Genomic DNA, 15,084 nt, shown 5'->3' with positions numbered 1-15,084 from the left:
GAGGCGTTCAAACCTCGATCCGCGTCCTTGTTGGTCCGGATTTCCGTGCGCCTCAGTCGTCGGACTCGACGAAGGGCGGCATGAAATAGCCGCGCTGGACGCCAAGCTGGAACCGACCGATCGACCGGTAATCACCGAGATTGTTGCTCGGCTGCGGCGTGTTGTAGCCGGCGAACACGATCGTCACGGTCCGCTCGTCGGTCAGCACCGCCTGCGGATCGTAGACCCGGCCGCTGAAGAAGTTCGTGGTATAGCCCTCGCCCGGCGGTACGAAGGGCGCGACTTGCGCGGCCGTCAGGGCGTCTGCGCCACGAACGTTCACGAGCGGCGCATTCAGTGGATACGGCCGCGGGCCGGCGGGATCGACGACCTTGTCCGTGGACAGGATCGGATTGTCGAAGCCGTTGACCACGTGCCACTTCAGGAGATCGCCGGCGCCGCGAACCGGATTGTCGGTTTCGGCGTAGCCGATGAAGTGGAAGCCGTCGGAGTCGTTGTCCAGGCAGTTTCCGGCGCCGAAGAACATGCCGAAGCGCCCGTCATGGATGCGCAGGATGCTGCCGCTGCCGAGCCAGCGAATGCCGTTCAGCGCAACCGTGGTCTGGTCGTTGAGGCCGGTCGCTGCGCCAACGTCAGTGAAGTTCACGCCATCGGACGTCGTTGCAATGCGAATCGTGATCACGTCATGGTTGACCTTCCGCGGCTTCTTGTTGACGAGGTTGGTCAGCGCGAAGGCCGGCGTTGCGGAGCACACCTGGTTGGCCGGGAAATTCTTGTCGCCGGGGGTGAGGTTCTTGGAAACGTAGACGACGGCGGTCTTCTCGCCCATGTGCACGGCGCCGAGAATGGCGTCGGGATCGATCAGGCCGGTGGTCGCGCCCGCCGTGGCCTCGAGCTTGGGATAGCCGCCGGACGCAAGCGGGCTGACAAATCCGAGCTCCGGAAGTCCGAACAGCGAGAAGTCCTCGCCGCGATGCAGCGGATGGACCACGAGCTGATCGCTGTCGATGTGACCATCGGCGCGGTTGAGATGATAGACGCGCTGCTTGCCCTTCACGGACAGCACGAAGGCGTGCCCAAGCCCGTTGTCGGCGGCATTTGCGCTCGACGAGCCGTACGCCGTCTTCACGCCATTGACGTTGACGTTCTGGTTGTCCGGATCGGTCGCATCCCACGGGCAGTAGGGGTTGAGCGCCAGCGCCTTGCCCTTGAACTGCCAGGTCGCGCCCCAATCCGTCGAGATCGCAGCGACCGTCGCCTCCTGCTCATTGCGCGGGCGATAGTCGAACAGTCCTTCGAGGACAGCGCCGCGGCGGCGAACGAACGGAAAATAGTAGGGCTGCATCGCGCTCTTGCCGTGATTGATCGTGGTCTCGCCGCTCGCCGAGCAATAGTCGGCATAGGGCGTCCCATAGAGGGTCGGATTGTAGGGCGGCGTGAGCGTGCCCGGCGGCACGATGCCGGAAGCGTCATGATGAAAATGATGTCCGGACTGATGCAGCGTCCACGGTCCGTGTTCGATCACGGATTGTGTCAGGCTGTCCGGAACGTATGAGAGCGTGGAGCCGGCATGGGCGGTCGATGCGGCCGCAAGCAAGACACCGGCGGCGGCAGTGCCAAAGAGCAAGCGCGTCATGGAGCTGAGCCTTTTTGTCAGGGGGAGCAATTCGATAGATCAATGCGGAGAGCACCCCGCGGAAAATGCGAGGCGGTGCAGGCCGGTCCTAACACCGGGCTCCAACAGATATGTGACGCGGGGATGTCCTCCACAGCCAACGCGGATGGGCTTTGTTCATCGAACGGCGGTCTCGTAGTCCGGATGGAGCCAACGGGGTCGCGCGAACGCGCGCCCGATGACAGGCTCCGCGAAAACCGGGGCGCGCCATCCGCGGATCGACCATCTCGGATTGCGCCCTCTCATCGGGGCGTGCCTGCACGCGACCCGTTGGCTCCATCCGGGTTACGCATTTGACCGGTTGACCGCGGGCGCGAGCCGACTAGGCTAAGCTCCACCACGAGCCAGGTGTTTCAAGATCGAGAACGTCGATTGGAGCACGCCCGTTTCGCGCGGTCCGCGGCAGAAATCTACAATCAATTTTCGGGACAAACGCACAAGGTCACACTTCAAAAGCTGCAGGAGGACATATGGTCCAAAAGCGCGACGTTCCCGGTATCCGCCCCTATGATGCTCCGGCCGGCGGCTGGGGCGCCCTCAAGGCCACCGCTGAGGCGGTTCGCACCCAGATGGATCTGGTCGAGGCGCCGATCACGCTGCTGCGGACCAACAAGCCCGACGGCTTCGACTGCCCGGCTGCGCCTGGCCCGACAAGGAGCACACCTCCACCTTCCAGTTCTGCGAGAACGGCGCCAAGGCCGTGACCTGGGAGGCGACCAGCAAACGCGTCACGCCGGAATTCTTTGCCGCCCACACCGTGACCGAGCTGCTCGGTTGGACCGACTTCCATCTCGAGAACGAGGGCCGCCTGACCCAGCCCCTCGCCTATGACGCCGCGAGCGACACCTACCAGCCGATCGCCTGGGAGGACGCCTTCGCGCGGATCGGCGAGACGCTGCGCAACCTTCCGGATCCCAACATGGCCGAGTTCTACACCTCCGGCCGCGCCTCGAACGAAGCCGCATTCCTGTTCCAGATCTTCGCGCGCGAATACGGCAGCAACAATTTCCCCGACTGCTCAAACATGTGCCACGAGGCGACCAGCGTCGGGCTGCCGCAATCGATCGGCATCGGCAAGGGCACGGTGTCGCTGGACGATTTCGACCATTGCGAGCTGATCATCGCGATGGGCCACAATCCCGGCACCAACCATCCGCGCATGATGGGCACCTTGTGGGAGGTCTCACGCCGCGGCGTGCCGATCATCGTGTTCAATCCCTTACGCGAACGCGCGCTGGAGCGCTTTGCCGATCCGCAGGACCCGATCGAGATGGCGACGCTCGGCTCGACCCGGATCGCCTCGACCTATTACCAGCCCAAGGTCGGCGCCGACGCCGCGGTGCTGAAGGGCGTCATGAAGGCGCTGATCGAGAAGGATGACACAAGCCACGACGTGCTCGATCATGCCTTCATCGCCGAGCACACCAACGGCTTTGATGCGTTCGCAGCCGATTTGCGCGCCACGCCGTGGGAATCGATCGAGACCGTCTCCGGCTTCAGCCGCGCCCAGCTCGGCGAGGTCGCGGCCGCCTACGCAAAATCCAACGCCACCATCGTCACCTACGGCATGGGCATCACCCAGCACATGCGCGGCACCGACAATGTGCAGCAGATCGCAAACCTGCTGCTCTTGAAGGGCAATTACGGCAAGCCCGGCGCCGGCATCTGCCCGCTGCGCGGGCATTCCAACGTGCAGGGCAACCGCACCGTGGGCATCACCGAGAAGCCCAACATCGCGATGTTCGAGGGCATCGAGCGCACCTTCGGCTTCAAGCCGCCGCGCCATCACGGCCATGACGCGGTCGCGGCGATGGAAGCGATCGATGACGGCCGGTCGAAGGTCCTGGTCTGCCTCGGCGGCAATTTTGCCATCGCCCTGCCCGACCCGGAACGCTGCACGGCCGCGATGCGCAAGCTGGAGCTTGCCGTCCACCTCGGCACCAAGCTGAACCGCTCGCATCTCTTGGTCGGCAAGCAGTCGATCATCCTGCCGGTGCTGGGCCGCACCGAGCGCGACATCCAGGCTTCGGGCCCGCAGGTCGTCACCGTCGAGGATTCGATGTCGATGGTGCACGCCTCGCGCGGCAAGCTGACCCCGGCCTCCGAGGATCTGCTGTCGGAATCGGCGATCATTGCCGGCATCGCGATGGCAACCCTGCCGGCGAGCAAGGTGCCGTGGGCCGAGCTGATCGCCGATTACGACCGCATCCGCGACGCTATCGAGGGCGTCTTCCCCGACTTCAAGGATTTCAACGCGCGAATCCGGATTCCCGGCGGCTTCCGCCTGCCGCTGCCGCCGACCGAGCGCAAATGGACCACGGCGTCTGGCAAGGCCGAATTCCTGATCTTCGACGGCCTCGAAGAGGATCCGGTGCTGGCGGACGACACAGTCCTCAAGCTCGCCACCATCCGCAGCCACGACCAGTACAACACCACGATCTACGGCTTGAACGACCGCTACCGCGGCGTGTTCGGCCGGCGCGACGTGCTGTTCGCCAACGAGGCCGACCTCACCGCACGCGGTCTCGCCCATGGCGATCTCGTCGAGATCGAGACCGCCCTGCCCTCCGGCGAGCCGCGCCGTCTGACGCTGACCGCGATCGTCTACGACATCGCCCGGGGCTCGGTCGCCGCCTATTATCCCGAAGCCAACGGCCTCGTGCCGCTCGACTATCAGGACAAGGAAAGCGGCACGCCGTCCTACAAGTCGGTGCCGGTGCATATTCGGCGGGCGGCGCAGGCTGCCTGAGCGGTCAGGCCGTAGCCCGGATGGAGCGAAGCGTAATCCGGGACCGCGTCATCCGCAGATCGAGCTTACCCCGGATTGCGCTTCGCTTTATCCTGGCTACGTGCACTCCCTCACCTCGCATTGGCCGGTGCATGCACCGGCCAGAGGTCGGCCCGCCAGTGCAGCGCGATCGCGAGCATGGCGATGAAGCCGGCGGCGGCGAGCAGCGTGCCGGTCGCGGTGTAGCCGATCAGATCGATCAGGCTGCCGGCCGCGAGCAGGCCGAGCGGCAAGCCGTAGATCACCATCATCCGCACGCCCATGACGCGGCCGCGCAGATGCGCGCTGGCGTTGCGCATCAGCATCACGGCCGCCGAGATCATCGACATGCTCTGCGCGATGCCGGCGAGCACCAGACAGGCCATCGCGACCGGCATGGTCCTGAGCTCGACGAACACCAGAAGCATCGCGTACCAGGCGAGCGTCGCGCCGATCAAGAGCCGCGCGATGCGCACGCCGCCGGCCATGCTGAGCGTGATCGAGCCGATCAGCGAGCCGACCGCAAAGCTCGCGGAGAGATATCCGAGGCCGGTCTGGTCAGTATGGAAGATGTCGCGCGCGACATAGGGCAATAGCCCGTTGGTCAGCGGAAACGCGGTGAGGTTGGCGAGGAAGGCGACGCAGAGCGCCGCGCGCATCCCCGGGCCGCTCCAGGCATAGACGATGCCCTCCTTGAGGTCGCGCAGCAGCTTTGAGCCCGGCAGGTCGATATCAGACTGATCGGCTGCGGCATGCGATTTCGGCCGGCCCATGCACAGCATCAGGATGGCCGCGATGAAATAGAAGCTCGCGATCCCGACATAGACATAGCCGATGCCGAGCGCGGCGAACAATCCCGCCCCGGTCAAGGCGCCGGCGATGCGCGCCGAGTCCTGCGTGGTGCGCGCCAGGCTGATGGCGCCGACCAGCTGCTCCGGCGGCATGATGTCGGCGAGCAGCGCGCCGCGCACACCGAGGTCCGACGGGCGGATCAGCCCCATGATCGCGACGATGATCATGACGTTCAAGGGCGCGAGATGCCCTGTCAGCGCCAGCGTCATGATGGTGCCGGCCAGCGCCGTATAGGCGAAGCGCATCACGGCGAGCAGATCGCGATGCCCCATCCGGTCGCCGATCATGCCGACGACCGGCGCGACCAGCGTGCCGACATATTGCAGCGAAGCGAGCACCGTCAGCAGCAGCACCGAGCCGGTCTCGACCATGATGTACCAGCCGAGCACCAGCGTCTCGACCTCGAACGCCCAGGAGGTGAGCAGATCGGACGGCCATTGGAAGCGATAGCTGCGGATGCGGAATGGCGCGAGCGCGGAGGTCCGTGTGGTCCCGCTCACGACGCGATGACGCGTGTCACGGCGTGTCCTGCCCTTTTCTTGGTTCTTCTGGGACTTGAATCCGGGGTGTTGATTCTGTTGCGAAAATTCCTTGGTCTGTAGCGTAGCGCCGACGGTATCCGTGTCAATCGAAGCCACCGCATGCGGCCATGCGCGGGGGTAGCGGCGTGCTGCACTGCCCACCAGCGCGCTGCCGGACCATCCGTCTCCTCCGCCCCGTGAGATGATGTGCTACAATGCCGGTCCGAGACCGCGGAGGACACCATGACAGCCTTCGAAGTTTTCGCGATCTACGTGACGCCCTTTGTGATCATCGGGATCGCAATCCGGCTAGCGATGAAGCGCTATGCCGTCGATCTGCCCGACGTGCAGAAGCAGGCAGGCTCCGCGCCGAAGCGGCGATTCCTGCTCGGCGCGTGGCGGTCGGATTAGGGCATGAAGTCGAGCGCTTGAGGCCCCCGCTCCGATTTACAAGGTTCCAGCCACGGCGTAGCGCTGCATCCTTGAACCTGTTTTGGATCGCCCTGAGGAGGAAGTGACAGCGTGCCTGGCCCGGAAAGCCTTCCAATCGACCATATCTACGTTCCCTTGAAGAAGAGGAAGACCCTTAGGCTTGAGGTCGTTCAAGAGATTGCGGCCAGCATTCTGGAAATTGGACAACAAGTCCCGATTCTCGTTCGGCCAGATCAGAGCCGGCTCGTCTTGCTCGAGGGATTGCATCGGCTCGAGGCCTGCAAAGCGCTGGGCGAGACCACGATTATCGGAGTGCTGGGTTCGGCAGAGACTGCTCACCACAAGGCGCTGCTATCCGACACTGCTGAAACCGAGGCAGAGCGGGACAAGATGGCGCGATTGAAAAAGCTGCGCCTCGAAAAGGAAGCCGCGGATAGATCGACCGCATCCGCGGCTGCAACCATGAAAACTGAATCGATTGAGCTCCGGTCAACGCGTTCCGGCAACAACATCCGCCGCGAGCCCTCCCGCGATCCAGCACCGAAAACGAAAACCTTGTCGGAATGGCTCACGCAGCAAAAGCGCGATGGTGGCCGCTATTGATGGCCGGCCCGGCTGCCAAAGCAGGAGCAGCGAAACCGATCCCCTCATCATCCCGGTGACGGTCCCTACAGCAAACACGCCACCGCGTGTTTGGCCCTTTGAATCGAGAACCACCCACATCGTCGTCCTGGCGAAAGCCAGGACCCATTACCCCATATTTCTATGGTTGCGCGACGCTGGGGCCGCGATCCCTCATCACCAAATGCGGTGATTATGGGTCCTGGCTTTCGCAGGGACGACGGACGGAATCTTGTCTCCACCGACACCTGTCATCGCCCGGCTCGACCGGGCGATCCAGTACGCCGCGGCCTCTCAGCTCAAGCACTAATGCCTCTGGAATACTGGATCGCCCGCCTTCGCGGGCGATGACACCGAATGCTTGGCTGAAGCCGCGCCAAATTCCGTCATCGCGAGCAACAGCACCAACTCATGCGAACACGACATTTTGTCATGGGAGCCGCGGTTGCATTTTTTGCGTTGCATCATATGATGCATACAATCCAATCAGATTCCCGCATGGAACGGAGTTCCGCCATGGCAACCAGCGCCGATCCCGTCGTCATCCTCTCCGCCGCCCGCACCCCGCTTGGCCGCTTCATGGGCGAGCTCACGCCGCTCGCCGCCCACAAGCTCGGCTCGCATGTGATCGGCGCGGCGCTGGAGCGCGCAAAACTCGCGCCCGAGCGGATCGACGAGGTGTTCATGGGTAACGTGCTGCCCGCCGGCCAGGGCCAGGCCCCTGCCCGCCAGGCCGCGCGCGGCGCCAAGCTGCCGGATGCCACTGGCGCCACCACCGTCAACAAGGTCTGCGGCTCCGGCATGAAGGCGACCATGCTGGCCCACGACATCATCAAGGCGGGCTCGGCCGAGATCGTGCTGTCCGGCGGCATGGAGAGCATGAGCAACGCGCCGTATCTGTTGCAGAAGGCACGCGGCGGCTATCGCGCCGGCCACGACCGCATCATCGACCACATGATGATGGACGGGCTCGAGGACGCCTACGAGACCGGCCGCTCGATGGGCGATTTCGGCGAGGCCACGGCGGAGGCCTATCAGTTCACCCGTGCCGACCAGGACGCTTTCGCGATGGAGACGCTGAACCGCGCCCGCAAGGCGGTCGAGGGCGGCGCTTTCAAGGCCGAGATCGCGCCGATCACACTCAGCGAGAAAGCCGGTCCGCGCATCATCGCCAATGACGAGCACCCGCTGAAGGTCGATCCGGCCAAGATCCCCGGCCTGAAGCCGGCATTCCGCGCCAATGGCACGATCACACCGGCCGCCTCCTCCGCCAATGCCGACGGCGCCGCGGCACTGATCCTGGCAAGGCGCTCGCTCGCCGACCGCGACGGGTTGCCTGTGCTGGCCGAGATCAAGGGCCACGCCACCCATAGTCAGGAGCCGCAGTGGTTCACGACCGCGCCGATCCCGGCGATCAGAAAACTGCTCGACAAGGTCGGCTGGAGCGTCGACGACGTCGACCTGTTCGAGATCAACGAGGCTTTCGCGGTGGTCGCGATGGCGGCGCAGCGCGACCTCGGGATCCCCAGAGATCGGCTCAACATCAACGGCGGCGCCTGCGCGCTCGGCCATCCGATCGGCGCCACCGGCGCGCGGCTGATCGTGACGCTGCTGCACGCGCTGGAAGCGCAGAACCTGAAGCGCGGCGTTGCCGCACTGTGCATCGGCGGCGGCGAAGCCGCCGCCATCGCGATCGAGCGCGTCACGCACTGACGCAGCGCCATCCGTTATTGCGAGCGAAGCGACTTGTGCGCCGAAGCCTTGGCGAAGGCGGAAGCAATCCATCGATCCGCATATGCGGAGCTATGGATTGCTTCGTCGCTTCGCTCCTCGCAATGACGGAACTGCGGATACTCGTCGTTTCTCGGAATGCCCTAAAAGAGGCGGCGACGCATCGCTGCTGATGTCCGAAAACGAGGGAACTACGCCATTTTAGACGTAGCCACGCTGTGCCATATTGCGCATCACGAATAGAACCTCATTGCATTCGATCTGGAACCCGATGATCTCGAACTGGCTTGCTTCCACCCTCGCCCGCCGCAACATCCACTATGGCTGGGTGATGGTTGCCGTGACCTTCCTGGCCGCGCTGATCTCGGCCGGCACCGTCGGCGCGCCCGGCGTCTTCATCGTGCCGCTGCAAAAGGAATTCGGCTGGTCCACCGCCGAGATCTCCTCGGCGCTGTCGATCCGCTTCATCCTGTTCGGGCTGATGGCGCCGTTCGCCGCCGCGCTGATGAACCGCTACGGCCTGCGCAACGTGACTCTGGCAGCGCAGTTGATCGTGGTCTCCGGCCTTGTCGCGTCGCTGGCGATGACGCAGGTCTGGCAGCTCATCCTGCTGTGGGGCATCGTGATCGGGATCGGCACCGGCATGACGGCGCTGGTGCTCGGCGCGACCATAGCCACGCGCTGGTTCGTGGCGCGGCGCGGCCTCGTGATCGGCATGCTCACCGCGAGCGTCGCGACCGGGCAGCTCGCCTTCCTGCCGCTGCTCGCGACAATCACGGAGCGCCATGGTTGGCGCGTCGCGCTTGGATTCGTCTGCGTCATGCTCGGCATCGCCGCCTTTGCGGTGCTGATGCTGCTCCGCGACCGGCCGAGCGACGTCGGCCTGCGCCCGTTCGGCGATGCGGGCACCGCGCCCCTCCCCGCGCCGCCGCCGGCCAATGCGCCGATCATGGCGGTCGCGCTCGGCACGCTGCGCGACTCCTCGAAGTCGTCTGTGTTCTGGATCCTGTTCGCGACCTTTTTTCGTCTGCGGCGCCTCGACCAACGGTCTGGTCCAGGTCCACCTGATCCCGATGTGTCTCGATTTCGGCATCCCGCAGGTGCAGGCTGCGAGCCTGCTCGCCGCGATGGGCATCTTCGACTTCTTCGGCACCATCATCTCGGGCTGGCTGTCGGACCGTTACGACAACCGCTATCTGTTGTTCTGGTACTACGGCCTGCGCGGCCTGTCGCTGCTGTACCTGCCCTATTCCGACTTCACGTTCTACGGCCTGTCGCTGTTTGCGATGTTCTACGGGCTGGACTGGATCGCGACCGTGCCGCCGACGGTGCGGCTCACCGCCCAGCGGTTCGGCGCCGAGCGCGCCAATCTGGTGTTCGGCTGGATCTTCGCCGGCCACCAGCTCGGCGCCGGCGCGGCCGCGTTCGGCGCCGGCGTATCGCGCACGGTCTATTCCAGCTATCTGCCGGCGTTCTTCGTCGCCGGCGCGCTCTGTGTCTTCGCTGCGGTGATCACGCTGGCGATCGCGCGGCCGCAGCCGAAGCCGTTGGCAGAGCCGAAGCCAGCCGCGGCCTGAGTGGCCGCGCCGGTTCGGGCTTCATGCCCGCCGGCAGCCAGCCGCTACTCCGCCGCGAGGCCGATCGGCGCTGCCGCCTCGGCGGCTTCCTTGTTGTAGTCGTGCACGACGCGGCCGAACGGCAGCGTCAGGTCGGCGATGTAGTGATGCGCGCCGACCACGCGCTTGACCGGGAAGTCGGCGACCGGCGCGTTGACGTGCGGCACGAGATGCAGGCGGCCCGGCCCGATCCACGATCCCTTCACGACGATGTCGGTCAGGTTGATCGCGACCAGCTGGCAGACCTCGAGATGGCCGTCGACGCCGGGGATCATCTTCAGATTGACTTGCGTCTTCGACAGCGTGGCGCGGGTGACGTCGCCGTTGCCCGCCATGCTCTCGTGCTTGTAGCCCATCGTGCCCATCGCGACGAGCTGGCCGGCATATTCCAGCGTGCCGGTCAGGGTGTCCTTGACGATCTCGAGCTTGGGATGGGCGTATTTCTTCGGAAAGCCCCAGATCTCGCGGCCGGCCGCGATCGGCGGATCATCGTCGAGATACATCTGGCAGACGAAATTGACCTCTTCGCCGCGCAGCCGCGCGGGGATCACGAGGCCGGACTCGGTGTAGCTGCCGAAGCCGGAGCTGTCGGGCATGTTGATCCATTCGTAATGCACGATCGCCTGCTCGATCGGCTCCAGCGGCTCAGGCAGGCCGGCGCGGATCAATTCCGGATCGGTCTCATAGGTGATGACGAGGAATTCGCGATCGATGAAGCGGTAAGGACCGGCGGGATAGCTCGGACCTGCGGCCGGCATGGACGGAAGCTTGAGCAGATCTTCCCTGCGCATCGCAATAACCCCCTGTTTTGGAAAGTTTGCGCGGAGGCTAGCGGCCGAGATTGACAGCGATATGAGGGATTTCCTTCAGAGACATGACCTCGGTTACGCTTGTGTGACTCGCCTTTGCCTGATGAGCCCAATGCTAACCATGCAGGCAGGCATGGCGGATGCGCCGTGCGCCGGCGCGACGCTTGTCATCACCGCGTCATCGGCGCCCTGAATTCTCGCCGCGAATTTTTTGGAGTGTCTGATATGGACGCGCGTACCCCTCATGTCGACGATATCGAGCACGCGACGCCGGGCTGGCGTCCCGAAGGATGCGATCGCGTGGCGCTGGTGCTGCAGGGCGGCGGCGCGCTCGGCGCCTATCAGGCCGGCGTCTACCAGGCGCTGCATGAGTGCAACATCGAGCCCGACTGGGTCTGCGGCGTCTCGATCGGCGCGATCAACTCGGCGATCATCGCCGGCAATCCACCCGGCAAGCGGCTGGAGCGGCTGCACACCTTCTGGGACCGCATCACCAGCCGCAAGATCTGGCACTACACGCCTGACGGCGACATCTTCCGCAAGGCGCGCAATTTCACCAGCTCGTGGCTGACGACGACGCTCGGGCAGCCCGGCTTCTTCACCCCGCATCAGTCCAATCCGTGGTTCAGCCCGGCCGCGCCCGCACCGCCACCAGCTATTACGACACCACGCCCTTACGTGACTCGCTGCTCGAACTGGTCGATTTCGACCGCATCAATTCCAAGAAGATGCGCTTTGCGGTCGGTGCGGTGAACGTGCTCTCCGGCAACTTCATCTATTTCGACAATGCCCATGACGAGATCATCCCCGAGCACATCATGGCGAGCGGCGCGCTGCCGCCGGCGCTGCCGATGGTGAAGGTCGGGACCGATCACTTCTGGGACGGCGGCATCGTCTCCAACACGCCGCTGCAGCATCTGCTCGACCAGGAAGACAATGCCAACTCGCTGGTGTTCCAGGTCGATTTGTTCTCGGCGCGCGGCGCGCTGCCGCGCGACATCCAGGACGTGATGGCCCGCCACAAGGACATCATGTATTCGTCGCGCACCCGCTACAACACCGACGTCTACCGCAAGACCTACAATCTGCGCACCGCCCTGCATAACGCGCTGGGAAAGATCCCGGACGAGCAGCTCTCGGACGACGAGCGCCAGCTCAAGAAGGCCAACAGCCGGCTGCCCGGCATCACGCTGCTGCAGCTGATCTATCAGCAGAAGGCCTATGAGGGTGACGCCAAGGATCACGAATTCTCCGGCACCTCGATGCGCGAGCACTGGGCGAGCGGACACGAGGACACCAAGCGCTCGCTGAAGCGTCGCGAATGGATCAAGATGCCCGAAAACGGCATGGGCATCGTGATCCACGACGTGCATCGCGAGGCGGAGTAGGACGCAATCGCCCCTTCACCGTCATTGCGAGGAGCGAAGCGACGAGCCAATCCACGCGTCCACGCATGCGGATAGATGGATTGCTTCGCGGAGCCTGTCATCCGGCGGCGCTCCGCGCCGACCGGGTGGCTCGTAATGACGATGATTGATCCTACGGCCGCGTCGACATGTTGCTCGGCGGCCCGACCTTGCGGATCGGCTCGGCAAGGCGCGCGAATTCGCACAGCAGCGAGCGCGTCTTGCGCGGGTCGATCACCTCCTCGACCCAGAACTTCTCGGCCGAGCGGAACGGCGAGCGCAGCTTGTTGAGGCGATCCTCGATCTCGCGCAGCTTGGCGGCGGGATCTTCGGCCGCATCGATCTCGGCGCGGTAGGCCGCCTCGATGCCGCCCTCGAGCGGCAGCGAGCCCCAATAGGCCGACGGCCAGGCATAGCGCATCGAGAAGCGGTTGGCCGGCTGATGCACCACGCCGGCAACGCCGAAGGCGTTGCGGATGATGATGGTGCACCAGGGCACCGTGCTCTGGTTGACCGCGGCCATCGCCCGAACGCCGTGGCGGATGGTCGCCGACTTCTCCGCCTCGAGACCGATCATGAAGCCGGGGCAATCCATCAGATAGACCACCGGCAGATGGAAGGTCTCGGCGAAGTCGACCCAGCGCACTACCTTCTGGCACGCGTCCGAAGTCCACGAGCCGCCGTAGTGGAAGGGATCGCTGGCGAGCAGCAGCACCGCCCGGCCCTCGATCCGCGCCAGCCCGGTGATGACAGGCCGGCCGAAATTGGCGGCGACCTCGAAGAACGAGCCCTTGTCGACGACCGCCTCGATGATCGGCCGCATCTTGTAGACCTGCCGGCGGTTGCGCGGCACGGCCTTCATCAGCGACTCCTCGGCGCGCTCCGGGTCGTCGGTGCAGGGAATGGTCGGCGGCAAATCGTAGACCGACGACGGCAGGTAGGACAGGAAGCGCCGCGCGTAGTCGAACGCCTCCTCCTCGGTGTCGACGGCCTGGTCGATCCCGCCGGCACGAGTCTGGATGTCGGCGCCGCCGAGTTCCTGCTTGGTCAGATCCTGGCCGAGCCGCTTCACCACCGGCGGACCGGCGACGAACATCGCGGAGCTCTTGGTCATGACCGAGTAATGCGTGGCCGCCAGCCGCGCGGCACCGAGGCCCGCGACCGAGCCGAGCCCGAGGCCGACCACCGGCACCTGCGCCAGATTGGCAAGCGTGAACCAGTACGAACGGGTGCCACCGACGCCGCCGGGCAGATTGGCCGCGCCCCTGGTCTCGATGGTCTTCACCGAGCCGCCGCCGCCGGATCCCTCGATCACGCGGATGATCGGCAGGCGGAAGTCGTGCGCCATCTCCTCCGCCATCAGCGGCTTGGCGGAAATCGATGCATCCGCCGAGCCGCCGCGTACGGTGAAATCGTCGCCGACCACGACCACGGTGCGACCGTCGACCCTGGCCCGGCCGAACACGCAGTTCGCCGGCGTCAGATGCTTGAGTTCGTTGCTCTCGTCGTATTCGGCGATGCCGGAGATGGCGCCGACCTCGTGAAAGCTGTTCTGGTCGACGAGCTTGTCGATGCGCTCACGAACCGTGAGCCGGCCCTGGTCGCGTTGCCGCTTGACCTTGTCAACGCCTCCCATCTCCCGCGCGAACGCTTCGCGCCGGGCGAGGTCGTCGAGTTCCGGCTTCCAGTTCATTCATTGCCTCCGTTTTGATGATTTTGTTGTTGTTATGGGCGGTCACCGGAAGCGACTTGCGTTCGATCCGATTGTTGAAGATGTCGCCGTCGGCGCCTTCGAGCAGGCTGCCGAGTGCAGCGGCAAGGTCGACCATCTGCGGTGCGACCTCGCGATGCAGCCGCGCCTCGTCATACATCGCGGACAGCAGGCCGATCGTGGTGACCACATAGGTCTGATATTGCGGCGACCACAGCGGCACCGCGACGCCGTTGATGTGCGGGCTCCACAGGCCGCAGGCGACGACATAGCCGTGCTCCTGCAGATGCCGGCGGTTGGCCGCGATGCGCGGCGTCAGCATCTTGGCGCCCTCGGGCAGCTCGCCTTCCATCTCCGCGATCAGCGCATCGCCGATCGCAGGATCGAGCGCGGCGGTGTAGGCGTGGCCGGCGGCGGTGGTCGCCATCGAGATGCGGCTGCCGGTTGCTTCATGCAGGCCGAGCGCGTTCGCCGCGCGGGCGAACTCCAGATAGACCAGATGAAAACGGTCGGGGATGACGAAGCCCACGGTGCCGGGCAATTGGTCCGCGACATCCTGCAAACGCAGCCGGATCAGGTTGCGAAGCTGCAGCCCCTTCATCATCGTGGTGCTCATCGCGACCGCGCTCGGGCCGATGCGATATTTCTGATCGCGCGGCAGATAGACGAGCTGTCCCATCCGCGTCAGCGTGTGGGTCAAGCGCGACACCGTCGAACGCGGCAGGCCGCAGCGGTTCGAGATCTCGAGATTGCCGAGCCGCGCTTCATGTCCTTCGAAGCACCGCAATACGTCAAACGCGCGCGACACCACCTGAATGACATCGCCATCGCCAGTCTCGCTGGCGAGCATTCCCTGCCTGCTAAGCCGTTCCGAGCGCCGTCCCATTTTGTTTGGCTCCATTCCGTCATGCGGAATAAAATTCCACTTGCAGATGAAGCTACC

Annotated in this window: 8 protein-coding genes and 3 pseudogenes; 6 read left to right on the top strand and 5 right to left on the bottom strand. The window is 64.9% G+C overall.

The features are described from left to right. Nucleotides 1–52: 52 nt before the first annotated feature. Nucleotides 53–1,636 (bottom strand): hypothetical protein, encoded by a 1,584-nt coding sequence (locus AKN84_RS00620; protein WP_050418850.1) that lies wholly within the window; start codon nucleotides 1,634–1,636, stop codon nucleotides 53–55. A 509-nt stretch (nucleotides 1,637–2,145) separates the two neighbouring features. On the opposite strand from AKN84_RS00620, the pseudogene AKN84_RS00615 reads away from it, so the two are divergent. Next, nucleotides 2,146–4,424 (top strand): annotated as a pseudogene (locus AKN84_RS00615) (FdhF/YdeP family oxidoreductase). A 110-nt stretch (nucleotides 4,425–4,534) separates the two neighbouring features. Here AKN84_RS00615 and AKN84_RS00610 read toward each other — a convergent pair. Next, a complete protein-coding gene (locus tag AKN84_RS00610) occupies nucleotides 4,535–5,794 on the bottom strand; it encodes an MFS transporter (protein WP_050418848.1) in 1,260 nt (419 codons plus the stop codon). Between the two features lie 264 nt (nucleotides 5,795–6,058). On the opposite strand from AKN84_RS00610, the gene AKN84_RS47935 reads away from it, so the two are divergent. The 4 genes and pseudogenes from AKN84_RS47935 (at nucleotide 6,059) to AKN84_RS00595 (ending at nucleotide 10,176) form a co-directional block, all read left to right on the top strand. Next, a complete protein-coding gene (locus AKN84_RS47935; RefSeq protein WP_167351827.1) occupies nucleotides 6,059–6,226 on the top strand; it encodes a hypothetical protein in 168 nt (55 codons plus the stop codon). A gap of 111 nt (nucleotides 6,227–6,337) precedes the next feature. Continuing rightward, a complete protein-coding gene (locus tag AKN84_RS00605) occupies nucleotides 6,338–6,850 on the top strand; it encodes a ParB N-terminal domain-containing protein (RefSeq protein WP_050418847.1) in 513 nt (170 codons plus the stop codon). Between the two features lie 534 nt (nucleotides 6,851–7,384). Further along, nucleotides 7,385–8,581 (top strand): acetyl-CoA C-acyltransferase, encoded by a 1,197-nt coding sequence (locus AKN84_RS00600; RefSeq protein WP_050418846.1) that lies wholly within the window; start codon nucleotides 7,385–7,387, stop codon nucleotides 8,579–8,581. Between the two features lie 289 nt (nucleotides 8,582–8,870). Further along, nucleotides 8,871–10,176 (top strand): annotated as a pseudogene (locus AKN84_RS00595) (MFS transporter). Between the two features lie 44 nt (nucleotides 10,177–10,220). Here the strand turns inward: AKN84_RS00595 and AKN84_RS00590 are convergent. Further along, a complete protein-coding gene (locus AKN84_RS00590) occupies nucleotides 10,221–11,006 on the bottom strand; it encodes an acetoacetate decarboxylase (protein WP_050418845.1) in 786 nt (261 codons plus the stop codon). A 243-nt stretch (nucleotides 11,007–11,249) separates the two neighbouring features. On the opposite strand from AKN84_RS00590, the pseudogene AKN84_RS00585 reads away from it, so the two are divergent. Then, nucleotides 11,250–12,412, top strand: a pseudogene (locus tag AKN84_RS00585) (patatin-like phospholipase family protein). A gap of 151 nt (nucleotides 12,413–12,563) precedes the next feature. On the opposite strand, the gene AKN84_RS00580 reads toward AKN84_RS00585, so the two are convergent. Both AKN84_RS00580 and AKN84_RS00575 read right to left on the bottom strand, forming a co-directional pair. Beyond that, entirely contained in the window at nucleotides 12,564–14,123 is a 1,560-nt protein-coding gene (locus tag AKN84_RS00580) for an acyl-CoA carboxylase subunit beta (protein WP_050418844.1), read from the bottom strand. Continuing rightward, nucleotides 14,053–15,027: an IclR family transcriptional regulator gene (locus AKN84_RS00575; RefSeq protein WP_050418843.1), complete on the bottom strand. Its 975-nt coding sequence runs from the start codon at nucleotides 15,025–15,027 to the stop codon at nucleotides 14,053–14,055. Before AKN84_RS00575 ends, AKN84_RS00580 begins: the two co-directional genes overlap by 71 nt. Nucleotides 15,028–15,084: the final 57 nt, after the last annotated feature.

The organism is Bradyrhizobium tropiciagri, from assembly GCF_001189845.1.
GTDB lineage: Bacteria > Pseudomonadota > Alphaproteobacteria > Rhizobiales > Xanthobacteraceae > Bradyrhizobium > Bradyrhizobium tropiciagri.
This window is presented reverse-complemented; position numbering and strand designations above follow the sequence as displayed.